This is a genomic window from Alcaligenes sp. GW821-FHT11D07 (genome assembly GCF_058808495.1).
In genome coordinates, this window is record NZ_JBXART010000003.1 from 46,030 (window position 1) to 68,638 (window position 22,609).

Genomic DNA, 22,609 nt, shown 5'->3' on the forward strand with positions numbered 1-22,609 from the left:
AAACTCATGGGCGAACCACTCTCCACCCGTACTCACCTGGACTGGCTCGAAGCCGAGGCCATTTTTATTCTGCGCGAAATCGCCGCCGAAGCTGAAAAACCTGTGCTGCTGTTCTCGGGCGGCAAGGATTCTGCCGTTCTACTGCAACTGGCCCAAAAAGCCTTTGCGCCCGGCCCCCTGCCTTTCCCTTTGCTGCACGTAGACACCGGCCACAACTACCCGGAAGTGATCGAGTTTCGGGATCGGCGCGCCGCTGAATTGAATGCCGACTTGATCGTGCGCAGCGTGGAAGACTCCATCGCGCGCGGCACAGTCGTGCTGCGTCACGAAACCTCCAGCCGCAACGGGGCCCAGGCAGTCACTCTGCTGGAAGCCATTTCTGAATTTGGCTTTGATGCCTGTTTTGGCGGAGCACGCCGGGACGAAGAAAAAGCCCGCGCCAAAGAGCGCATCGTGTCCTTTCGCGATGAGTTTGGCCAGTGGGACCCCAAGGCTCAGCGCCCGGAGCTGTGGCACTTATTCAATACCCGCATTCACAAAGGCGAAAACCTGCGTGTGTTCCCCATCTCCAACTGGACTGAGCTGGATGTGTGGCAATACATACAACGTGAAGCCATTGATCTGCCGTCCATTTACTACACCCACTCGCGCGAAGTGGTGGAGCGACAAGGCTTGATCGTTCCCATCACCCCGCTGACCCCTTTGCAAGAAGGCGAAGCGTCCGAATGGCGTGATGTGCGCTTTCGTACGGTGGGCGATATTTCCTGCACCTGCCCGGTGCTCTCTACCGCCGCCTCTGTGCAAGACATTATTGCTGAAACAGCCTTGGCCACCATTACCGAGCGCGGCGCAACGCGCATGGATGACCAGACCTCCGAAGCTTCGATGGAACACCGCAAGAAACAAGGATATTTCTAATGAACACAGTCAATGATGCTTGGCTTCAAGCAGCCGATCAGGGCGTGCTGCGCCTGATTACCGCTGGCTCCGTGGACGATGGAAAATCCACCTTGATAGGCCGTTTGCTGGTGGACAGCCAAGGGGTGTTTGCCGACCAGATCGCCGCCATTCAGCGTTCCAAATACAAGCGTGGCGAAGACGCCGAGCCCGATCTGGCCTTGCTGACCGATGGGCTGGAAGCCGAACGCGAACAAGGCATCACCATTGATGTCGCCTACCGCTACTTTGCAACGCCCAAACGCAAGTTCATTATGGCCGACACCCCCGGTCATGAGCAGTACACCCGCAATATGATTACGGGTGCGTCCACTGCTCAGGCTGCCATTATTCTGATTGACGCTCACCGCGCCAAAGACGGCCAGCTGCTGACACAAACCAAACGCCACAGCACAGTCGCCAAACTGTTGGGGCTGCGCCATATTGTGGTGGCGGTCAACAAAATGGATCTGGTGGATTGGGATCAGGCCGTGTTCGACCGTATTCACCAAGCCTATCGCCAACTGGCAGAACAACTGGGCATTGAGCACTTTCACATCATTCCGCTCTCGGCCCTGAAAGGCGAGAACATCACCAAGGCCTCGCCGCACACATCCTGGTATACCGGGCTGCCACTGCTGCCTTTGCTGGAGTCGCTGGATTTGCGCGAGGACATTCAACGCCCTGCCCGTCTGTTTGTGCAGTGGGTGGCGCGCCACGGCGGTAGCAGTGCGGACGGTTTCCGTGGCTATGCCGGACAACTGAATGGCGGCCGCATTCAGGTGGGAGATAGTGTGCAGGTCTGGCCCAGCGCTAAAACAGCCGTTGTGACGCAACTGTTCCGCGCAGGCCAGGAGCAAACCCACGTCAGCGACGGGGATGCCGTCACACTGGTTCTGGACCGTGAGCTGGATATTTCCCGTGGAGACCTGTTGACGCTGGCACACGACGAAGTCAGCACCAGCAAGAACTTTGACGCTCAGCTTTGCTGGCTGGACGAGCAGGCTTTGAACACCACCCGCTCCTACTGGTTGAAGCAAGGCACACGCCTGACTCAAGCCAAAGTGCAGGCCGTCCATGCCCTGCGCGATGTACAGAGCCTGCAAGAACAAGAGGCGGCAGGCACGCTGGCCTTAAATGATATTGGCCGCGTTAGCCTGGTCACCCGCGACCCGCTGGTGCTGGATGACTACCAAGACCACTCCAGCACAGGATCGTTCATCTTGATCGATCCCAGCACCAACCAGACCGTCGCTGCCGGTCTGGTCCAACAGCGCGCTTAACGAAAAACTTGCGGCAGGCACCAGCCCTGCCGCAAGCGCTGCTTCAAGTTATAGAGGCGATTGCTTGCGGATCAACCGCAGCGGTTTTGCGCTGCGTCTGAGTTTGATAAAAGCCGCCAACACAATGCACGCACTGACACCCAAAGTCATCGCCAACTGGTAGCGGTATTCCTCCACCATGGCCATATAGACCAGCACCGCCAGAATCAGCACAATCGACAAATACGTCAGCCAGGGAAACAGCCACATTTTGAACGGCAAGTCGATGCCATTCTTTTCTGCAGCGCGCCGCGACAATAGTTGGGACACGGCAATGACCAAGTAGACCAGCAAGGCAATCGCCCCTGTCGTGGACAGCAAGAACGAAAACACCTGACCAGGCAACAGGTAGTTCACCAAACACCCTACAAAACCAGCCAGTGTGGACACGATGACGGCGTAATACGGAACTCCCTTGGACGATACTTTTGCGATGCAAGAGGGAGCGTCGCCACGGACGGACAAGGAATAAATCATGCGAGAGGCCGTATACAGACCGGAGTTCATGCAGGAAGTGACGGCAACCAGGACCACCACATCCACAATCAGCTTGGCCTCCGGTAATTTAAGTACCTCCAACGTGCGCTGAAATGAACCGACCTCCAACAATCGGGGGTCGTCATAGCCCACAATCAGCACGATCAAGGAAATCGACAGCACATAGAACAGGGAGATACGATAGACCACCAGATTGGTCGCTTTGCGTATTCTTTCTTGGGGTCTGTCTGTTTCGGCGGCAGCAATCGTCACGATTTCCGCCCCAAAAAATGAAAACATCGTGATCAATATCCCAGCCAACACCGCCCCCATGCCATGCGGCGCGAAATTGCTGAACACCGGAACCACTGGCACCTTACCGCCCTCTACCCAAGGCCAGAATCCGGTCAAGGCACAAATACACGCCACAATAAAAGCGATGATGGCCAGCACCTTGATCAAGGCAAACCAGAACTCAAACTCACCAAAGTTTTTGACGCTGAACAAATTCGTGGCCGACAAGGCAACCATGATGACAATGGTAAATGCCCAAGACGGTATGTCCGGCATCCATTGGTGCAAGATATTGGCGCCTGCAATGGCCTCTACAGGAATGATCAGACCCCAAAACCACCAGTACAACCAGCCGATGGAAAAGCCGGCCCACGGTCCGATTGCCCGCGCTGCGTAGGTGGAAAACGAGCCACTATCAGGGTTGGCGACGGCCATCTCACCCAGCATGCGCATGACCAGTAATACCAGCGCACCCGTCAAGATATAGGACAGCACCGCCGCGGGCCCGGTTTTGGAGATGGCATTGGCTGATCCAATGAAAAGCCCGGCACCAATGATCCCCGCGATGGAGATCATGGACATCTGTCTTGAGTTCAGGCCGTGCGCGAGCGCACCCTGGCCTACCTGTTTCGGTATGGTCATTGTTGTCTCCCCGCTTTTATTGAATTGGCAGGAGAATCTTTCCCGCCTTGACCACCACCCACTGTTTTTTGCGTGGTGTGGGACCACGTCCGGCTGCGATACCCTTTATGGGTTTAAGCCCCTGCCGGTGGCAGACAAGGGCTTCTCCCCTTACCGTAGGATCTGCATCAAAGATCGAACTTCACGCCCTGCGCCAAAGGCAATTCACGTGAATAGTTGATGGTATTGGTGGCGCGGCGCATATAAGCACGCCAGGCATCGGAACCGGACTCCCGCCCCCCGCCAGTTTCCTTGTCCCCGCCGAAAGCACCGCCAATTTCCGCCCCGGAAGTACCAATATTGACGTTGGCAATGCCGCAGTCAGAACCGATTACCGACAGGAACGCTTCTGTTTCACGCAGGTCATTGCTGAAAATGGCGGACGACAAACCTTGCGGAACGTCATTTTGAATAGCCAGTGCCTCGGACAGATCGTCGTAGCTCATCACATACAAAATAGGCGCAAAGGTCTCGTGCCGTACCGTGTCGGTCTGCTGATCCATTTCCACAATGGCTGGCCTGACGTAATACGCTGAAGAAAACTCATCCTCCAGCACTCGTTCACCGCCAGTCACACGCCCGCCTTCAGAGCGCGCCGCATCCAGTGAAGATTGCATCGCCTCGAAAGCAGCCTGATCCACCAAGGGCCCCAGCAGCGTGCCTTCCTCCAAGGGATTGCCGATCTTGAGCTTGGCATACCCCTGCTTGAGTCGTTCCACCAGTTGCTCTTTGATGCTGTGATGCACGATCAAGCGCCGTGTGGTGGTGCAACGCTGCCCCGCTGTGCCCACTGCCGCAAAGACAATGCCTTGCACCGCCAGATCCAAATCTGCACTAGGCGTCACAATGACCGCGTTATTTCCCCCCAGCTCCAGCAGAACGCGACCAAAACGGCGCGCCACCCGGGGGCCGACCTCTCGTCCCATACGCGTGCTACCGGTGGCCGACACCAGGGCCACCCGCGCATCGTCCACCATGGCCTCACCCAGTTCACGGCCGCCAATAAGCACCTGACTCAGATGGGATGGCCCGGCTTCAAAACGGGCCAATGCCCGCTCGAATACGGCTTGGCAGGCCAGAGCAGACAGAGGCGCTTTTTCTGATGGTTTCCAAATGACGGTATCACCGCACACCAAGGCCAATGTGGTGTTCCAGGCCCAAACTGCCATGGGAAAGTTAAATGCCGTAATCACCCCCACCACCCCCAGCGGATGCCAGGTTTCCAACATGCGATGGCCTGGCCGCTCAGAAGCAATCGTCAGGCCATAAAGCTGGCGGGACAGACCCACGGCAAAATCGCAGATATCAATCATTTCCTGAACTTCGCCCAAGCCTTCACTGGTCACTTTCCCCGCTTCCAGCGAAATGATCTGTCCCAAGGCTTGCTTCTCGGCGCGCAGTTCCTGCCCCAGCAGGCGAACCAGTTCACCTCTACGGGGAGCGGGAACAGTACGCCACGACTGCCAAGCATGATGAGCACGGGCAATCGTCTCGTTGACTTCTTCATTGCTATGGGGCTTCAAGCTAGCCAGGATGCCGCCATCAATGGGCGACGTTACTGACATGCCGCCCTGAGCATCAAGAGCAGTTGTCACGCCCAATCGGGCCAAGGTGGAACGCGCGAGTTCGGCTGTGTGAGTCATGCATGTACCCCATAAAAAAGTGTGGAATATCGGCCTCCCAATGAGCTGCCATTCCTAAAGAAAAAAACTCTGTTGTCAGGGAAATCAGATCTGCCGCTGACAGTGATTAGCATCGGGCACCGACAAGGTGCGTCAACTGCGCGCCATACTCGTATGCCGCTTCCTTAAGGTATTTGCCAGAGGCTGGCTTGAGCGGAGTCACCGGCAAGGGCAGGTCCTCCAAAGCGCTGCGCCCCAAAATCAGATGCGCCAGCTCACGCCCAAAGATCGTGCCCGGAGCAATGCCGCGCCCGTTATAGCCACTGAATGACAAGACTTGCCGCTCCAGCTGGTGAAACCGGGGCAAAGCATCGGAGGTCGTACCTATCCATCCGTACCATTCATAGTCAAACTGCACGTCCCGCAAAGCTGGAAACAATTGCGTCAAAGCACGTTTAGCCCAGGCCTTATGCACGGACAGGCCGCTTTTACGTAATGCGCCCACGCTGCCGAACACCAGGCGTCCGGCCTGATCAAAGCGGTATGAGGACAAGACAGAACGCGTGTCCCAGGCTCCCTGCCCGCCCGGCAGGATTTGGGCGCGTAGCTCTGGGGCCAGTGGCTGAGTGGCCAAGTTGAAATAAGGCAGGCGTACTAGCTCGGCTGGCAGGGCTGGCCACACATCGCTGGTATACGCATTGGTCGCCACCACGACCCAGGGGGCCAGAACTTCACCCTCGTCGGTCTGCAGCACCCAGTGCGTCTTGCCATCCTCAACCCGCTTGACTGCGCTGCGCTCATGAAGTCGGGCGCCCGCATTCAGCGCGGCCTGCGCCAAACCACGAACATAGGCCAACGGTTGCAGCGTTCCTGCCCGCCGATCCAGCAAGCCGCCCGCATACGCCGTGGTTCCCGTCGCTGCAGCAATTTCCTGTTGATCTAGCAACTCCACCGGCGCGCCGATGTCACTCCACTGGCGCCAGCGCTCCTGAATATTGCGCAAACCGCGCTGTCCCACCGCGCAATGCAAAGTACCGGCACGCACAGCCTGGCATTCAATCTGATGCTGAGCGATCAAGTCATAAACGGCACCCGGTGCGCCACCCAGCAACTGCAACAAGCGATCTCCGTAATGCGAGCCCAGCGTCTTGATCAATACCTCGGGCATAACCCACAGACCAGCGTTGACCAGACCCACGTTTCGGCCCGACCCCCCAAAACCAATCTGCGCTCCTTCCAAGACCACCACACGAGCCCCCGCCTGGGCTAAATGCAAGGCGGCAGACAAGCCGGTGAATCCTGCGCCTATAACGGCCACATCCGCCTTGACCTGGCCTTGCAAGCGCTCGCACGCCGGAGCGGGTGGCGCAGAAGCCTGCCACAAGCCATGACTGCGCTCGTCCGCCCTCATGTTGCAGACTCCGTCAAAAAACGCTGATGCAAGGCGTGTTCTGAGCGTGCCTGAGCGACGCGGTACAGCTCAATTTCATCCAGCACGGGCCTGCCCAGACTGGCCTCAAACTCAGAGCGCGCTGCCTGCGACGCATAGGACTTCTGCTCTGCATCCCCCAGGTTCGACTGAAAGATGCCCGCCGCGCTAACAGGCAAAAAGTCTTCGTAAGTGATAGGCACCAGAGCCACGGCTCCTCGCTTGACCCACTCAGGAAGATTCCAAGGCCGCCCAGAAGCCAACAGCTGCTGCCAAGCCTTGTCGTCCTGTATCTGAAAGCGGAAGAAAGCCAATCCGCCTTCGTACATGGCGTACAAGTCATCAGGAAATTGCCTAAAGGCGTGTTGCAGGCGCTCGGTGTATGAACAGGTGTCCGCCCCTTGCTGCTCGGCGTCCCGAACCTGCGCCAACAAGCTGTCGTAAAGCGCTCTGCCCTCCTGAGTCAAGGCCACGCCGCGCTGCTCGATCTCGCCAAAACGGGCGGTATGAGAGCCTGCCTGGCCCTGTCCGGTAAATTCAATCTCCTCTTCCAGGGCCTTGAAGCTGGTCTGACGCAAGAGAATAGGATGCTGCCGACGTGGTGGCCCCTCGATAAGCTCTTTAGCGGGAATGCCCCGTTGCGGCATGGCTGCTTGTGCCGCGTCTATATCTAAAGTCCTGGGGGTCAGGTGATTGATGTGTGGCCCTTTGAAACAGACAACGTCCGCCACCAGCCGGTGCGCATCATGCAATTTGCGATACGTTTCATGATCCACCGTCGCCTCACGATGCCAGCAAAAAATCTCTGTGGCTGCGGCCACAAACTCGTCAAGCTGCGACTCGGTCAGACCACCCACAGCTTGTGCATGTGCCGCCAGTTCCAACAGACCCGGCGGGAAAATATTTCGCTTGGACAAAATAGCGGCGGCCTGCTCGCGCAACGGCTCATCCTCAACCAGCTCTAATCGAAGCAAAGAGGTAAACACCCGAAAGGGATTGATTTGCAGCGCTGCGTCATCAACAGGACGAAAGGCAGTGGAATGAACCGGGACGCCCGCAACAGACAAGTCGTAATAACCCACCGGATACATGCCCATCACGGCAAAGATTTGAGCAATGCCTTTCAATTCAGCCGGGCTGCCTACCCGGATGGCGCCATGCCGCTCCACATCCAGACGATTAAGCTCCGACTGCTGCTGCAGCGCTTTTTTCAAGGCCGGATCTGCATCAAGCACCTCTGCATTGATATCGTGCACCAGGCTCAGCAAGGCACCGTACTGCGGCACCTCTTGTTGATACATCACGGACATGGCGCGTGAGAACCGGGAACGGATTTCGTCCTTGGAAACAAAAAGAGGAGTATGCATAGATCCGCCAGCAAATTACTGGACCCGGCTGCCAAGCAAGGTCAGTCCATTAGTGAATCACTTCCACGCTGCCCCTGGCATCCAACAAGACCTGGGCAGAGAAAGGCCAAAACCTTAGAACCCTGAAATATTCAACTATCTTGCATACCATTCTGTGAGCGGGGGCGGGAGGGGTCAAACGATGATTCCAACTCAAGTCATTCCCAACTAGAATGATTCATCGTTTTCCCTTAGCAAATCCGCATGTCGATTCCCAAGCGTTTTCTTCCACCCATGCACGTTCTCATTGCCTTTGAAGCCGCTGCGCGGCTGGGCAGTTTCACGGCGGCTGCAGGCGAACTGAACCTGACGCAAAGCGCCGTCAGCCGTCAGATCCGGCTGCTGGAAGGGATACTCGGTGCGGATCTTTTCATCAGGGAACGCCAGACCGTCCGTCTGACTCAGGCAGGCAGCACCTACGCGCAGGAACTGAGTGATGCACTCAGGCGCATTGCTAGCGCAACCTTGGGATTCAAGGCCAATCCGCACGGCGGAACGCTTAATCTGGCCATCTTGCCAACCTTTGGGACTCGCTGGCTTGCGCCACGGCTACCGGAGTTTGTTGCCGCTCACCCAGGCATCACCATCAACCTGCTGACGCGTCTGCAACCTTTTGACTTCCAGATGGAGAATGTTGATGCGGCCATCCACTATGGTCTGCCCGACTGGCCGGGAGCCAATCTGGATTTTCTGATGTCGGAGACGGTAGTGCCCGCCTGTAGCGTTGCCATGCGCGAACAATATCAATTTCAGACAGCAGCGGATTTGCTCAAGGCACCCTTGCTGCATCTGGTCTCCCGGCCTGATGCGTGGGAGCGCTGGTTCAGCGTCAACGGCGTAGAAAGCGTGCGGATTCACGGCATGCTGCTCGACCAGTTTGCGCTCATTACGCAAGCTGCTATCTCTAGCCTGGGGATTGCCTTACTGCCTACTTTTTTGTTCAAGCAGGAGTTGGAACGGGGGGATCTTGTTGTCGCCCTGGACTCCCCCTGTCCGAATGCCGAAGCCTATTACTTGGCATGTCCTGCCGGGCGCGGCGACTATCCGCCATTGCTGGCTTTCCGGCAGTGGCTGCAAAGCGAAATTGCACGCGAGCAAAAACCCGCTTAGCAAGACCGGCCCGGCAGCCACACTGGGGCTTTAAGACTGGGCGCGCACCAAAGCCAGGGACTGCTCAGCAATGATCAGTTCCTCGTTCGTCGGAATGACCAGAACTCGCACCGGGCTGTCATCGGTAGAAATCACGGTTTCCCCTGCCTGATTGCGAGCCGGATCAATCTGCACACCCAACCACTCCAGATGCGCAGCAATACCAGCACGAATGGATGGGCTATGTTCACCAATACCGGCGGTGAATACCAAGGTATCCAATCCCTTCAACGCCACGCACAGGCCGGCCAGATTTTCTGCCGTGTAATAGCAGAAGTAGTCCACGGCCAACTTGGCGCGTGGATCATCCGAGGCCTCCAGCGCACGCATATCTGCTTGATCCCCGGACAAGCCTTTCAAGCCGGATTGGGTATACAGCACGGACTGAATCTCGTCGTGCTCCATGCCCTGCTCCAACATCCACAGCACGACGCCCGCATCCAGACGGCCGGGACGCGTACCCATAGGCAGACCATCCAAGGCCGTAAAGCCCATCGTGGTGTGAATGCTGCGCCCTTCTTTCAAGGCGCACGCAGAGGCTCCCGAACCCAAGTGCGCCACGACGACGCGGCCATCGGCCAACTCGGGCATCTGGCGCTGCAAATGCTGGGAAATATAGTGGTAGGACAGGCCATGGAAGCCATAGCGTCTTACGCCCTGCTCGTAGAAGCGGCCTGGCAAGGCAAAGTGCTGCAAATGCGGTGCATGCCCTTGGTGAAAAGCCGTGTCCAGGCAAGCCACCTGGAAGATTTCCGGGTAGTGCTCAAAAATAACGCGCACGGGGGCCAGATTATTTTGCTGATGCAAAGGAGCCAGCGGCGACAAGCTATCCAGATAGTCCAGCACCTGCGGGGTCAAGCGCACACTGCTGTCGTAGCGAGCGCCCCCGTGCACAATCCGGTGACCCACAGCAATGGGCCGACCCTCTACCTGTTCCAGCAACCAACGCGCCACCAAAGCCTGGGCGGTGTGCAGATCTTTGGCCTGTTCACCATCCAGATCCTGACGCACCATCGCCTGACCCTGAGCATCTTTCACTTTGAAAGCAGGTTGAGAACTGCCAATGCCCGATACCTGACCGCCAAACTCAAAGGCCAGTTGGTCGCCCGGCTGCACCTTGTACATATGGAATTTCAGGCTGGAGCTGCCTGCGTTAATGACCAGAATCTGCTCGCTCATGAGTTCTGAGCCTCCAGTGCAATTTTGCGCTCCAGGTAGCCCGCGTAGATGCTGGCAACCGCGCAGGAGGCCATGCGAGTCTGAGCGCTGTCTGCACGACTGGTCAGAATAATTGGCACGCGAGCGCCCATCACGATGCCAGCAGCTTGCGCCCCCGACAAAAAGGTCAGGTTTTTGGCCAGCATATTGCCCGCTTCCAGATCAGGAGCCACCAGAATCTGCGCCCTGCCTGCCACGGGCGAGACGATGCCTTTGATACGCGCCGCTTCAAGGCTGATGGCGTTATCCAAAGCCAAGGGGCCATCCAAGACACCGCCCGTAATCTGGCCGCGATCTGCCATTTTGCACAGCGCCGCCGCCTCCAGAGTTGTCGGGATTTTTTCAGTGACTTGCTCGACTGCCGACAAAATGGCGACCAGGGGAGTGCCCAGGCCCAGACCGTGGTGCAGATCAATGGCGTTTTGCACGATGTCCGCTTTAGTGCTGAGGTCCGGGAAAATATTGATGGCACCATCGGTGACAAACAACGGTTCCGGATAGCTGGGTACATCCATGATGAACACATGGCTTAGACGACGGCCGGTACGCAGGCCCTTGCCCTGGGTGCACAGCACCGCCTGGATCAGTTCATCGGTGTGCAAACTGCCTTTCATCAGCAACTGAGCGCGACCTGCCAACACTTCCGAGACCGCAACCTCTGCCGAAGCATGACTATGCGGGGTATCAATCACGTTTATGCCATCCAGGCTGTAGCCGTGCTCTGCAGCGACTGCATGCAATCGCGCCTGCGGACCCACCAGAACAATATCAAACAGCCCTTCCGAACGCGCCTGCAAGGCAGCGCCCAAAGACACATCATCGCAAGGATGAGCCACCACACAAATCCGACTGTGCTCTTTCTGAGCCTGTTTGATCAATCGGGAATAATGACTGGAAGGCCCAGTACGATCCGTAGCTGCCGGGGCCAAACCCAAGCCAACAGGGTGATTCATGATAGATGACTCCTTGTAGATGAAAGAAGGCTAACCCAACACTAAACCATTTATCTGTACGCCTGTCTTTGATTGCGAACAGAGAAACCTCAATATTTTGCCTATATAAGGTTGGCTCGCCGCTTAAATGAAGCATAAAGCTTAGGGAATTAAAAAATCCGGTTTACCCATGCGGTAAACCGGATTTTCAACAGGCTGTCATCGTTTATTCAAAAACCCGCGTTCAGGCAACTGCTGCAAATCAGACCTTACAAGTCTAAATCGCTCAAACTAGGGTGCTCATCAGGGCGACGCCCCAGGGGCCAATGAAACTTGCGCTCGGATTCCGTGATGGCCAGATCATTAATACTGGCGTGACGTACGGCCATATAACCGTGCTCATCAAATTCCCAATTTTCATTTCCATAACTGCGCCACCATTGGCCATATTCGTCATGCCATTCATAGGCAAAACGCACGGCAATCCGATTTCCATGCCAGGCCCACACTTCTTTAATCAGGCGATACTCACGCTCTTTTTGCCATTTACGCTCTAAAAAAGACTGAACCTGATCACGTCCCCACGGAAATTCGCTGCGATTGCGCCAGCGAGTATCAACGGTGTAAGCCTGCGACACCTTGACGGGATCACGGCTGTTCCAGGCATCTTCTGCGGCACGCACTTTCTGGCGAGCACTCTCCAAACTGAAAGGAGGCAGGGGAGGACGTTGTTCCATAGTGATCTCCTAGAAAACAAAAGTGGACCAGACAGTCTAGCGGCAATTCAGGCCGGGACACGTATCAGTCCGCATCAGCCCACGCAGCTTGCTCAAACTGGGTCACCAGAAAATCAATAAAGGCTTGCACCCGCGCAGAACGCGAACGACCGGGCGGGGTCAACAGATGCAAGGTCAGGCTGGGCAGGTCCCACTGCGGCAAGACCAGCTCCAGCGCCCCCCGTTCAAGCAGGTCTCCCAACAAGAATTGCGGCAACACCGTCAACCCCAGTCCTTGCAACAAAGGGGGAATCAAAGCCTGGGCATTATTGACTTGCAGAGCGCAAGGCACCGTCTGGGAATAGTGCTCCTTGCCTTGCTGAAAGCGCCAGACACTGCCCCGCCGTTCATAGGCATAGCGCAGGCTGATATGGCTGGCCAGCTCGCTGGGATGCGTCGGTCTGCCGTGCTGGGCCAGGTAAGACGGTGCGGCCACCAGCCGCAAACGCAAATTGCATAAACGACGCACCAGCAGGCTGGAGTCATCCATGGACGAAATACGCAAAGCCATATCAAAGCCCTGCTCCACGATGTTGACCTGCGCATCGTTGAAATGCAGGTCCAGCAGCACTGCCGGATGTTCTCGCATGAAGTCTGGCAACAAGGGGGCCAGATGCTCCAGGCCAAAGGACATGGGGGCAGCAATCTTGATACGGCCTTGCAGTTGCTCGCGCTGATCCCGTGCCAGGGCCTCAGCGCTTTGCCCTGCGGCCAGCAAAGCCTGCGCCTGCTCCAGGCTGGCTTGCCCGGTTTCGCTCAGAGACAAGCGTCGTGATGTCCGATGAAACAAGGACACTTGCAGCTGCTTTTCCAAGCGCGTAATGGCTTTGGAGACGGTAGGTTGCGACAAGCCCAGCACCTGGGCCGCCTGAGCAAAGGAGCCGGTTTCCGCTACCGTGGCAAAGATCGCCCATGCTTGTAAGTCTGGAAGTGTTTTCATGAAAAATTTGGAATGGATACTATGCAATTGATTCTATTTTATTCATACCACAAGAGGCCTAGAATTCTTTTTAGTATCTAATTTTCAGGAGCGCATCATGATTGAACATCGGCCTTTTGATCAGCTGGGCGGCGCAAACCACGGTTGGCTGGACGCCAAGCACCACTTTTCCTTTGCTAACTACTATGACCCTGCCCGCATGAGCTGGGGGGCACTGCGTGTCTGGAACGATGACACCATCGCGTCCAACACCGGTTTCCCACCGCACGATCATGCCGACATGGAAATCATTACCTATGTGCGCGAAGGGGCCATCAGCCACCAGGACAGCCTGGGCAATAAAGGACGTACCGAAGCAGGCGACGTGCAGGTAATGAGCGCCGGCACCGGGATTCGCCATGCAGAGTACAACCTGGAGTCCACCACCACGCGGATTTTCCAGATCTGGATTCAGCCGGAAAAACGTGGTCTGCCTCCTGCATGGGGTGCCAAACCTTTTCCCAAGGATGAGCGTTCGGGACAGTTTGTGGCCTTGGCCAGCGGCTTTGAGCAAGACAAGGAAGCCCTGCCGATTCGCGCTCAAGCCCGAGTTCTGGGGGCTACTCTGAAGAAAGGCCAGACCGCATCGCTGAGCTTGCCTGCAGACCATCTGGCTTATCTGGTATCAGCGCGCGGACGGGTTACGGTCAACGGTCTGGAGCTGAATGCTCGGGACGGTGCTGCGATTCGCAACGAGACCGGGCTGGAGATTGAAGCCCTTGAATATGCCGAGCTGGTCTTGGTGGAAACAGCGCAATAAGCCTATTTGGCGGGCTCTTGAAGGGGGCACTTTGCCGGTGCCCCCTTCTTTTATTTACCGGCTCAGCTTGCTGACCCGGCTTGCGGACAGTCCCTGCAAAGCATGGCTGCCGGAAATGCTGTCCAGCGCATCGGCAAGGCATTTTCTGGCCGTGTCATTGCCGCTTGCAACGTCAGTAAACCCGGCCATAAAAATGGGCCGGAAACATTCAAAAAACAGATCAAAGACCTCGAAACAACATCATTAAACTCTTTGTTCTTAAACTACAAAGATCTAATCTCATTAATATCGTTACAATTGTTGTAACATCAAATTTCAACATTCCCTTACTGCGCGCTAACGCACCGTGTCTTCTCCCCACCAGTATTTTGTTCTGATCGTCCCGGCCTGCGCGGCATTGCTGGGCGTCGCCATGATTTACTGCTGGAGCCGTTTACGCGACCATCGCTACCTGCTCTGGATTGCCACGGGCTATATCGTCACCGCCATTCCCATGGGCATTCACAGCTTGATGCCCAATGCTTTGCTGGCTCGCTGGACACTGCCTTTATCCACGATGTATCTGATCGGCGTATGGGCCATGTCCCATGGCGTTGCATTACGATTTTCCGGACGTGCTCATACCGGAATCGCCTGGCTCCTTATTATCAGCACCTTGTCGCTGCAGTTTTATTTCTCTGTATTGAACGATGAGCTCTGGCTGCGACTATTGATTCTGAATACGGGCCTTGCCCTGCTGGTCGCCCTGCCCGCGAAATCCATTCTGCGCGGCCGCAGCGCTACCTTGCCGCTGGCTACCTTGCTGCGCGCGTCCTACCTGACGGTACTGCTCTATGCCCTTGTTCGTGTCTTTGCATTGGCTACCCTGATCCCCCAGGAAACGCAGCCCGAACTGACACGCTCCGGTTTTTGGCTGGTGATGCTGGCCACCAATATGCTGATCAGCATCTGGCTGGCTCTGGCTATTTTGACCAGCACGGCCATGTCCATTGTGCAGACCCTGGATCAGGAGCGCAGCCGCGATTCTTTAACGCGCCTGTTAAACCGCCGGGCTTTTTTCGAGCAGGTTCAAAAACGTCTGGATATCTTCGGCCCCAGCGGTTGGGCAGTGATTACCTGCGACCTGGACCACTTCAAGCTGGTCAATGACACCTGGGGCCATGCTGCCGGGGACCGGGCCCTGAAAGAGTTTGGCGCTTTGCTGGCCCGCACGGTACGGCAGGATGATCTGGCCGCCCGCTTCGGCGGCGAGGAGTTCGTCTTGCTCTTGCGCAGTTCCAGTCTGCATACCGCGGTTCTGGTGGCAGAGCGCCTGCGCAGCAGTGTGATGAACCTGCACATCCACGCTACTGCCCACACGCTGACAGCCAGCTTTGGGGTTGTACAACTGAGCGGCAGCGTCGATATCAACCAGGCAATCGAACAGGCCGACAGGCTGCTGTACGAAGCCAAGCATGCAGGCCGAAACCGCGTCGTCTGGAAGGCTTCCTGAGCGGTTTTTGCTGCTTGCTGCTAACCTTACGGATTCTTTTTTGAGCCAGCCCTGTCAGAGGCTGTCCAATCGAACGATCACAGCACAGGACGGGGCATTGCATGCCCCCTAGGAGACCCCATGTCACTTACCGAACTTAGCGCCAGCGAACTGCTGGCCGGTCTGGAAAAAAGCCAATTCAGCGCCCGCGAAATTGCCGATTCTTTGCTCAAGCAATCGGAAGAAATGGCCCATTTAGGTGGCTTGGCACATTTGAACTCGGACTTGTTCTACCAGCAGGCGGATCAGTCCGATGCCCGCCGCGCTCGTGGACAAGCCTTGCCGCTGGACGGTGTGCCACTGGTCTTGAAAGACAATCTGAACACCACGGATATGCCCACCACCTCCAGCACCGGCGCGCTGCAGGGTCGTATTCCTTTGCAAGATGCGCAGATTGTCAGCAACTTGCGCAAAGCTGGTGCGGTACTGCCCGCCAAAGCCGTGATGCACGAGCTGGCCTTTGGCATTACCACTAACAATGCCACCACCGGCCCCAGCCGTAACCCCTATGATCCCGACCGCATTCCGGGCGGTTCTTCCGGTGGTACCGCCACCGTGGTTGCTGCACGTCAGTTCCCTGCGGGTCTGGGCACGGACACGGGTGCATCCGTGCGTTTGCCTGCTGCGCTTTGCGGTCTGTACGGCTTTCGCCCGACGGTGGGCCGCTACTCGGGCCAGGGCATTGTGCCGCTATCACCCACTCGCGATACAGCAGGCCCCATGACTCGCAGCCTGGCTGACATCAGCCTGCTCGATTCCTTGCTCTGCGAAAAAGCACCGTCCATTATTGCTACGCCCTCCTTGAACGAATTGCGTTTGGGCGTGCCGCGTGACAATTTTTGGAAGAATCTGGATGCTGGCGTGGCTGAGGTCACTTTGGGCTTTTTGGATGAACTGCAAAAAGCCGGTGTCACCCTGGTGGATGTAGACATGTCCCCGGTGCTGGCCATCAATGCCCGTGTCGGCATGCCGATTGTGCTGTACGAAACCCTGCAAACCTTGCCCCAGTACCTGGCAGAGAATAAATACGGCATTAGTCTGGATGAGTTGATTGCGGGTATTCACAGCCCGGATGTCAAAGAAATCTTTGATGCCATCACAGGCGACTACACCATCAGCCAGGAAGCTTACGAAGAAGCTTTGAACGTAGACCGCCCCCTGATGCAGCAAGCCTATGCCGAGCTGCTGCGTCACGCCAATGTGGGCGGGTTGATCTTCCCGACCACGCCATTGACCGCCTGCCGCATTGGCGACGATGAGACCACCCTGTTGAACGGCAAGGCCGTGCCCACCTTCAACACCTATATTTCTCGTACCGATGTAGGCTCCAACCTGGGCGCCCCCGGCATCTCCCTGCCTATCGGCCTGTCAGGTGGATTGCCCGTGGGCATGTTGATCGAAGCCGGTATCGGCGCAGATGATCAGTTGCTGGCTTTGTGTCGTGCCATTGATCCTTTGCTACCTGCAACACCGGCTCCGGACTTGAGCAAACGGGCTACAACGGCTTAGGCCATCATCAGAACCGTCCACGCAAAGTCAAAGTGGCATTACGGGGCTCGCCATAAAAGCTGCCCCAGCCTGGCGCACCAATGGTCTGGTAGTACTTCTTGTCGAACAGATTATTGACGTTCAAGGCTGCCGACCAGTTCTTGTTGACCTGGTATCCCACCCTGGCGTTCCACAAGGCGTAAGAAGCTTGAGCCACTTTGACACCGCGGGTTTCGGTATGACTGCCGCTTTGGAAGTTCACCCCTGCGCCCAGATTCCAGGCCGAGTAAGTCCCCGGTAACTGGTAGTCAGACCACAAACGGAAGATATGCTTGGGGGTTACCGTACGCCCGAAAGAAGTCGTCTGTACTTGCGTGTCGTCCAGGAACTTCAAGGTATTGAAGGTATAGCCAGCAAACAGCTGCCAACCGGGAGCCAGCTCACCGCTGATCTCGGCATCAATACCCTGACTGCGCACTTTACCGCTGGACAGGTAGCAAATATCGCCAACCGCGCAATTGCCCACCAAATCTTGCTGAGCCCGATTTTTCTGATCAATGCGGAACAAGGCGACAGACGTGTTCACCCGCCCATCCAACAGCTCACCCTTAACGCCCAATTCATAATTGGTGCCCTCAATAGGGTCCAGCACCTTGCCGGCCGCATCTAATGAGTTCTGAGGCTCGAAAATCTGCGCAATGCTGGCATAAGTGGACCACTCAGGGCTGAGTTCATAAATCAGCCCCCCATAAGGGGTGACCACGCCGTTTTCTTTATAGGGATCGGTGTAAGACAGCCCCGTATCACGATAGCGGCTGTTATTTTCATACCAGCTGATGCGCGCCCCGGCCACCAAGGTCAAAGGGTCGCTCAAACTGAAACGCCCCACCCCATACAGGCCCTTCTGCTTCATTTTTACAATGGTTGCCCCACCACGATACGAGTTCTCTCGCAACCAGTCATCCGCGGGTTCTGGCACATGAGGGTTCGGGTTCCAGACATCAATGGAATGATTCATGCGCGCCAAGGAAAAGTCATCCTTGCTGGTCAGATCATTGAGGCTTGCACCAAAACTGAGTGAGTGCTTGCGCCCCAGCGCTTCGAATGCGCCATTGACCTCCAGGTCCAAGGCCTTATTGCGGGTCGAAAAATCAAACACACCACCGGCCATCAGAAAACCCAGGCCCGTGGCTGGATTTACCGGGCCATCCATATAAAAGGCATATTTGGAGTCATTGGACTCTTGCGTACTGGTGCCCGTCAGACGCATTGACCAATCATCATTGAAGCGATGGGACAACTCCGCAAAAGCCGATGTTTGCGTACCATTCCAGCGGTTCCAATCCTGAGCCAAGGACGTTGACCGGCTCAAGCCCAGGTCATCCCCATTCGGGTAATGCGGCAAGCCATGAAAAAAGGGTTTGGAACGCAGCTTTTCGTAGCTCAAGCCACCGGTCAAAGTCGTATCCGGGCTGAAATCATAGCTAAGGGCGCCATACAGCACACCGGTGCTGCTTTCAGCGTGGTCATAGAAATAATCGCGCTCGTTGTAGCTGGCCACCGCTCGGCCCCGCAAAGCGCCGTCCTCACTTAAAGGCCCAGTCACATCCAAGTCAGCCCGATAGTTATTCCATGACCCACCGCTAAACATCATCTCAACCTGGTTTTCTGCCAGAGGGCGTTTGCGCACCAGGTTCACGGCGGCACTGGGTGACCCTGCACCTTGCAGCAGACCTGTAGCACCCCGGATGATCTCAACCCGGTCCAAAATTACCGTATTGCTGGTGAAACTATTGGCTTGGGGGTAATAGAAAGCGCGGTTAACGCCGTCAAATTGATAGCTATCCACCCGGAAACCGCGCGAAAACACATAGTTCCCGCCCATGGGGCTTTTATAAAGCGTCATGCCCGTGCTGTTGGCCAGCACATCGTCCAAGGTCGTGGCGTTCTGGTCATCCATACGTTGACGCGTCACCACTGTGACCGACTGCGGGATTTCTTTCAGACTTTGCTGACCTTTTCCTATGGTGACTGCCCGCGCGGTATAGCTACCCGTTCCTTCCGTTACAGGGTCTTTCGCCCGGCTTTTAACCTTGACCGACTCCAGCATGGACACGCCCGGCGACTGCTGGGGAACACGGCGCAAGTGATAGCCTTCACCGTTGCTATTTGCCACGGCCTGCAAGCCGGTACCACTTAAGAGCAGGTCCAGACCTTGTTCAGCGGTATAGCGTCCGCTCAGCCCCTGCGTCATGACCCCACTGGTCAAATCCGGGGAGGCCGCCACCGTCACCTTGGCCGCTACGCCGAACTGGCCCAATGCGGTATCCAAAGCGCTAGGCGCAATCGCAAAAGCGATCCCTTGCTGAGAGACTGCCTGAGCCCAGCTTGTTGCTGGCATGGCAAGCGGAGCAGCCACCAAAGCAAGGCTGATGGCAAGACGCAAACGCGTGGGCTGTGCGCGTGGCGTCGTCAACACGGCGAAGTGGGAGGAGGACTGACTTGGAGGCATGACTGAAATTCCTGGTTCGTCGAATAAGAAGATCAAACCCCGGGCGCCTCGGGGCTATCACTAGGTCTGACGAAACAGAATGAGAAATCTTCGGTGCTGTTACAAAATAAGGACGGCAAAACTTAGAAAGACGATTCGATGCGCGCTCTTATACCCGCCCTACGCTGACCCAATAAGGACTGCGGTATCTCACGCTCAAGTGCAGCACCCCAGCCAAAACCTCCAAGGCCTTGTCCGTATCATCAAGCCGAAACGCTCCCGACACGGTCAGATGGGCGACCTCGGCATCACAGCGTAAGAAACCAGGTCGATAACGGCCAAGTTCGACCAAAAACTGGTCCAGACGCATCCGGTCTGCCACCAACATGCCCTGGGCCCAGGATGGCCCTGAGCCTTCCAAGGCAGCTGCAGCAGACAGGCTGTGGCGATCAAACTCCAGCTGTTCACCGGCATGTACGACCGGAGCGGATTCTGGGGCGGCTGACCGCTCTACCCTAACTGCCCCTTCGAATACCGCCAGCCGTGTCATGGACTTGCCGCCATCCATCTGCCGAACCGTGAAGCGGGTGCCTAAGGCCGTCAGTACGCCATTGGGGGTGTCCACGGTGAAGGGGCGGCCGGCCACATCCTTGGCCGTACTGATCAGAATCTCACCCCGACGCAGTTCAATTCGGCGTAGTTGCTGGTCGTAATGCAGCTGCACAACAGAGCCTGTGTTCATGGTCAGCACCGTGCCATCAGGTAGCTTCACAACGTGCAACTCGCCCGTCGCGGTGCGATACACCTCATTGCCATCAAACAGCCCTTCTTGCATCCCAAGCAAGCCCAAGGAGCCTAGTGCCACGCCCCCCAGCATCCACTTCATGGCAGAGCGACGCGAACGTTGTTCGCAATAGCGCAAGATAGTCTGGCCGGCGACGGGCGCGGAAGCACTATTGCCGATAGCAGTATTCAAATTCTGACTGATTCCCTGCAAACGCTGCCAAGCCAGTTCATGGCGGGCATCAGCCTGCCTCCACTGCTGACACGCTGTTTGCGTTGCCGCATCCGGCCTGTCCCCGATACGCATCATCCACTGGGCTGCCTGCTTGATGATGTCAGGGTGCAAGGGTTCCGAAGAAGACATGTTCATGCGTATAAAACCGCATAACAGTGCTGCCAGGCTTTGACCATATCGCGCTGCACCGCCTGCACTGAAATCCCCAATGCTTGCGCCACCTGTTGGTAGGGCAAGCCTTCCACCTGCACCATTACAAAAACCCGCCGTACCCGTGAAGACAATTGCTCCATCATGCGACACACCGAGTCCAGCGCTTCCACGACCAGGGCGTGGGTCTCCGGGCTAGGCTCCGTTTCTTGACTGCGGGCGGCCAGGGTTTCCAGATATGCCTGCTCAATGGCCTGCTTGCGCCACTGATCGATCAGCAAGCGTTTGGCCACCGTGGTCAGAAATCCGCGCGGCTCGTTAAAAACAGCCGCGGACTGGCTACGAATCACCCGCTCAAACGTGTCATGCGCCAGATCAGCGGCATTGTCCGTATTGCCACTTAAGCGACGACGCAGCATCTGCACCAGCCAGCCGTGATGCTCGCGGTACAGGCTGACGAACTCGTCGGAGGAGGCGAAGTCAGAGGGGTTTGAGGTGGAGCTCATTCAAACGGTAATGGGAATGATTGCTAATTAAGAACGGTATTGTACCTGCACCAAAGCCAGATCGCAGTGACCCTATTGCAAGGTTTAAAATCTGTTGTTGTGCAGGCTATTTCCCGGTAAACGCGATCCCATTTTCTTAATTGATTCAAAGCTCAGCGCTGTCAGAACGTCGTTTTTCCTCCATGAAGGACGATGAGCAAACTGTCCCTTGGCCGCGCTCTACCCCCTGCACCCTCCCCTCAGATCCACGAGAACATGAATACACAAATTATTTTGCTGCGCGGTGTAATGCCCACAGGCAAGAACAAAGTCCTGATGGCCCCGCTACGTTCAGCGCTGGAAACAGCCGGACTACAGGAGGTCAGGACTTATATCCAAAGTGGCAATGTCATTGCCTCTACGGCGCTAGGCCAAACTGAACTGGAAAACCTGGTTCACCGGGTCATCAAAGCTGAGTTAGGGGGAGATATTCAGGTGGTGGCACGGACACCGGCTTACTTTTCTCAAGTAATGAACGGCAACCCGTTCAAAGATGAAGACCCGAGCCGGCTTTATTACACCTTGCTCAAGACGCAGCCTGAAAAGATCGTGTTGCAGGCGTTTCTGGATCTGGGGCACGCGCCCGATCGCGTCCAGGTGGTGGGAGATGTCGCCTATATCTTGTGTGCAACTAAATATAGTGAACTGAAAGCCAATAACAACTTCATCGAGAAAAAACTCAAGCTGGTTGCCACCACGCGCAACTTCAATACGATGAGCAAATTGCTGGCCTTAAGTACGGCGCAATAAACAGCCCATCAGGCTCCAAGCGCCTGCCTAGGGCCACTCTGGTGATCTCTGCCACATTAAGCAAGGTCGGCCCAAGAGCCTTGTAAAATCAAATACTTTGAGCAAAAGCCCGGCTCTTTTAGCGCTTTAGCGAGCGAATTCTGCCCGGGCTTCTCATCAGCAAACGCGGCCAAGCGCCCGCATTGTCTCAGTGGCCCAGGACAAATATGTAACAGTACTGGCCTCCTGCTCTTGAAATTAGTGAACTCGTCCCTATAATTAGCACTCGAAGGGGTTGAGTGCTAAACGCCTCGCCCCCCAATCGGACTCACAACTAAAGTCATATCTAACAGGAGTTTCTCCATGGCACTGCGTCCTTTGAACGATCGTGTGATCGTCAAGCGTCTGGACAACGAACGCACCACCGCTTCCGGTATCGTTATCCCCGAGAGCGCGACTGAAAAGCCTGATCAAGGCGAGATTCTGGCCGTTGGCCCTGGCAAGAAGACCGAAGATGGCAAAGTTCTGCCTCTGGATCTGAAAGTCGGTGACAAGGTTCTGTTTGGCAAGTACTCCGGCCAAGCCGTCAAGATCGACGGTGACGAGTTGCTGGTGATCCGCGAAGAAGAAATCTTCGCCGTGATCGAATAAGTACCGCCAACAAAAATTCAATAGG

General features: G+C 56.3%; 19 protein-coding genes. 8 read left to right on the top strand and 11 right to left on the bottom strand.

Going from position 1 to position 22,609, the window contains the following annotated elements:
* Window positions 1-6: 6 nt before the first annotated feature.
* On the top strand, window positions 7-918 hold the full coding sequence (gene cysD, locus AC1RSM_RS13295; RefSeq protein WP_492933026.1) for a sulfate adenylyltransferase subunit CysD: 912 nt from the start codon (window positions 7-9) through the stop codon (window positions 916-918).
* Window positions 918-2,219, top strand: coding sequence for a sulfate adenylyltransferase subunit 1 (locus AC1RSM_RS13300; RefSeq protein WP_492933027.1), 1,302 nt, complete (start codon window positions 918-920; stop codon window positions 2,217-2,219). Before cysD ends, AC1RSM_RS13300 begins: the two co-directional genes overlap by 1 nt.
* A gap of 48 nt (window positions 2,220-2,267) precedes the next feature.
* Here the strand turns inward: AC1RSM_RS13300 and AC1RSM_RS13305 are convergent, their stop codons facing one another.
* From AC1RSM_RS13305 to hglS, 4 genes are all read right to left on the bottom strand, one after another.
* Window positions 2,268-3,671: an amino acid permease gene (locus tag AC1RSM_RS13305; protein ID WP_492933028.1), complete on the bottom strand. Its 1,404-nt coding sequence runs from the start codon at window positions 3,669-3,671 to the stop codon at window positions 2,268-2,270.
* A 167-nt stretch (window positions 3,672-3,838) separates the two neighbouring features.
* Entirely contained in the window at window positions 3,839-5,353 is a 1,515-nt protein-coding gene (gene amaB / locus AC1RSM_RS13310) for an L-piperidine-6-carboxylate dehydrogenase (RefSeq protein WP_492933029.1), read from the bottom strand.
* A 106-nt stretch (window positions 5,354-5,459) separates the two neighbouring features.
* On the bottom strand, window positions 5,460-6,743 hold the full coding sequence (locus AC1RSM_RS13315) for an NAD(P)/FAD-dependent oxidoreductase (RefSeq protein WP_492933030.1): 1,284 nt from the start codon (window positions 6,741-6,743) through the stop codon (window positions 5,460-5,462).
* On the bottom strand, window positions 6,740-8,128 hold the full coding sequence (hglS, locus tag AC1RSM_RS13320; protein WP_492933031.1) for a 2-oxoadipate dioxygenase/decarboxylase HglS: 1,389 nt from the start codon (window positions 8,126-8,128) through the stop codon (window positions 6,740-6,742). The genes AC1RSM_RS13315 and hglS overlap by 4 nt, the downstream gene beginning before the upstream one ends.
* 243 nt (window positions 8,129-8,371) lie before the next feature.
* On the opposite strand from hglS, the gene AC1RSM_RS13325 reads away from it, so the two are divergent.
* Complete coding sequence (locus tag AC1RSM_RS13325; RefSeq protein ID WP_492933032.1) at window positions 8,372-9,277, top strand: LysR family transcriptional regulator; 906 nt, start codon at window positions 8,372-8,374, stop codon at window positions 9,275-9,277.
* A gap of 30 nt (window positions 9,278-9,307) precedes the next feature.
* On the opposite strand, the gene AC1RSM_RS13330 is transcribed toward AC1RSM_RS13325, so the two are convergent.
* From AC1RSM_RS13330 to AC1RSM_RS13345, 4 genes are all read right to left on the bottom strand, one after another.
* Window positions 9,308-10,495, bottom strand: coding sequence for an acetate/propionate family kinase (locus AC1RSM_RS13330; protein ID WP_492933033.1), 1,188 nt, complete (start codon window positions 10,493-10,495; stop codon window positions 9,308-9,310).
* Complete coding sequence (locus AC1RSM_RS13335; protein WP_492933034.1) at window positions 10,492-11,487, bottom strand: phosphate acetyltransferase; 996 nt, start codon at window positions 11,485-11,487, stop codon at window positions 10,492-10,494. Before AC1RSM_RS13335 ends, AC1RSM_RS13330 begins: the two co-directional genes overlap by 4 nt.
* Window positions 11,488-11,735: 248 nt before the next feature.
* Window positions 11,736-12,203 carry a nuclear transport factor 2 family protein gene (locus AC1RSM_RS13340; protein ID WP_492933035.1) on the bottom strand — a complete coding sequence of 156 codons (468 nt, stop codon included), beginning with the start codon at window positions 12,201-12,203 and terminating at the stop codon, window positions 11,736-11,738.
* Window positions 12,204-12,267: 64 nt separating this feature from the next.
* Window positions 12,268-13,182, bottom strand: a complete 915-nt coding sequence (locus AC1RSM_RS13345) for a LysR substrate-binding domain-containing protein (protein WP_492933036.1) — start codon at window positions 13,180-13,182, stop codon at window positions 12,268-12,270.
* A 97-nt stretch (window positions 13,183-13,279) separates the two neighbouring features.
* Between AC1RSM_RS13345 and AC1RSM_RS13350 the strand changes: the two genes are divergently transcribed.
* From AC1RSM_RS13350 to iaaH, 3 genes are all read left to right on the top strand, one after another.
* Window positions 13,280-13,981, top strand: coding sequence for a pirin family protein (locus tag AC1RSM_RS13350; protein WP_492933037.1), 702 nt, complete (start codon window positions 13,280-13,282; stop codon window positions 13,979-13,981).
* A 346-nt stretch (window positions 13,982-14,327) separates the two neighbouring features.
* Complete coding sequence (locus tag AC1RSM_RS13355) at window positions 14,328-15,473, top strand: GGDEF domain-containing protein (RefSeq protein WP_492933038.1); 1,146 nt, start codon at window positions 14,328-14,330, stop codon at window positions 15,471-15,473.
* 120 nt (window positions 15,474-15,593) lie between these two features.
* On the top strand, window positions 15,594-17,021 hold the full coding sequence (gene iaaH, locus AC1RSM_RS13360) for an indoleacetamide hydrolase (RefSeq protein WP_492933039.1): 1,428 nt from the start codon (window positions 15,594-15,596) through the stop codon (window positions 17,019-17,021).
* A gap of 7 nt (window positions 17,022-17,028) precedes the next feature.
* Here iaaH and AC1RSM_RS13365 read toward each other — a convergent pair whose 3' ends face one another.
* From AC1RSM_RS13365 to AC1RSM_RS13375, 3 genes are all read right to left on the bottom strand, one after another.
* Window positions 17,029-19,512 (bottom strand): TonB-dependent siderophore receptor, encoded by a 2,484-nt coding sequence (locus tag AC1RSM_RS13365; RefSeq protein ID WP_492933040.1) that lies wholly within the window; start codon window positions 19,510-19,512, stop codon window positions 17,029-17,031.
* Window positions 19,513-19,660: 148 nt separating this feature from the next.
* Window positions 19,661-20,638, bottom strand: a complete 978-nt coding sequence (locus AC1RSM_RS13370) for a FecR domain-containing protein (RefSeq protein ID WP_492933041.1) — start codon at window positions 20,636-20,638, stop codon at window positions 19,661-19,663.
* A gap of 2 nt (window positions 20,639-20,640) precedes the next feature.
* Entirely contained in the window at window positions 20,641-21,165 is a 525-nt protein-coding gene (locus AC1RSM_RS13375) for a sigma-70 family RNA polymerase sigma factor (RefSeq protein WP_492933042.1), read from the bottom strand.
* Window positions 21,166-21,420: 255 nt separating this feature from the next.
* On the opposite strand from AC1RSM_RS13375, the gene AC1RSM_RS13380 reads away from it, so the two are divergent.
* Window positions 21,421-21,954, top strand: a complete 534-nt coding sequence (locus AC1RSM_RS13380) for a DUF1697 domain-containing protein (RefSeq protein WP_492933043.1) — start codon at window positions 21,421-21,423, stop codon at window positions 21,952-21,954.
* 342 nt (window positions 21,955-22,296) lie between these two features.
* Window positions 22,297-22,584: a co-chaperone GroES gene (locus AC1RSM_RS13385; protein WP_492933044.1), complete on the top strand. Its 288-nt coding sequence runs from the start codon at window positions 22,297-22,299 to the stop codon at window positions 22,582-22,584.
* Window positions 22,585-22,609 lie beyond the last annotated feature (25 nt).

Coding starts and splice junctions, on each gene's coding strand:
- AC1RSM_RS13330 (WP_492933033.1), bottom strand. CDS start 10,495: ATGAGCGAGCAGATTCTGGTCATTAACGCAGGCAGCTCCAGCCTGAAA.
- AC1RSM_RS13300 (WP_492933027.1), top strand. CDS start 918: ATGAACACAGTCAATGATGCTTGGCTTCAAGCAGCCGATCAGGGCGTG.
- iaaH (WP_492933039.1), top strand. CDS start 15,594: ATGTCACTTACCGAACTTAGCGCCAGCGAACTGCTGGCCGGTCTGGAA.
- AC1RSM_RS13305 (WP_492933028.1), bottom strand. CDS start 3,671: ATGACCATACCGAAACAGGTAGGCCAGGGTGCGCTCGCGCACGGCCTG.
- AC1RSM_RS13350 (WP_492933037.1), top strand. CDS start 13,280: ATGATTGAACATCGGCCTTTTGATCAGCTGGGCGGCGCAAACCACGGT.
- AC1RSM_RS13340 (WP_492933035.1), bottom strand. CDS start 12,203: ATGGAACAACGTCCTCCCCTGCCTCCTTTCAGTTTGGAGAGTGCTCGC.
- AC1RSM_RS13385 (WP_492933044.1), top strand. CDS start 22,297: ATGGCACTGCGTCCTTTGAACGATCGTGTGATCGTCAAGCGTCTGGAC.
- AC1RSM_RS13365 (WP_492933040.1), bottom strand. CDS start 19,512: ATGCCTCCAAGTCAGTCCTCCTCCCACTTCGCCGTGTTGACGACGCCA.
- AC1RSM_RS13335 (WP_492933034.1), bottom strand. CDS start 11,487: ATGAATCACCCTGTTGGCTTGGGTTTGGCCCCGGCAGCTACGGATCGT.
- AC1RSM_RS13315 (WP_492933030.1), bottom strand. CDS start 6,743: ATGAGGGCGGACGAGCGCAGTCATGGCTTGTGGCAGGCTTCTGCGCCA.
- AC1RSM_RS13325 (WP_492933032.1), top strand. CDS start 8,372: ATGTCGATTCCCAAGCGTTTTCTTCCACCCATGCACGTTCTCATTGCC.
- amaB (WP_492933029.1), bottom strand. CDS start 5,353: ATGACTCACACAGCCGAACTCGCGCGTTCCACCTTGGCCCGATTGGGC.
- cysD (WP_492933026.1), top strand. CDS start 7: ATGGGCGAACCACTCTCCACCCGTACTCACCTGGACTGGCTCGAAGCC.
- AC1RSM_RS13380 (WP_492933043.1), top strand. CDS start 21,421: ATGAATACACAAATTATTTTGCTGCGCGGTGTAATGCCCACAGGCAAG.
- AC1RSM_RS13375 (WP_492933042.1), bottom strand. CDS start 21,165: ATGAGCTCCACCTCAAACCCCTCTGACTTCGCCTCCTCCGACGAGTTC.
- hglS (WP_492933031.1), bottom strand. CDS start 8,128: ATGCATACTCCTCTTTTTGTTTCCAAGGACGAAATCCGTTCCCGGTTC.
- AC1RSM_RS13370 (WP_492933041.1), bottom strand. CDS start 20,638: ATGTCTTCTTCGGAACCCTTGCACCCTGACATCATCAAGCAGGCAGCC.
- AC1RSM_RS13345 (WP_492933036.1), bottom strand. CDS start 13,182: ATGAAAACACTTCCAGACTTACAAGCATGGGCGATCTTTGCCACGGTA.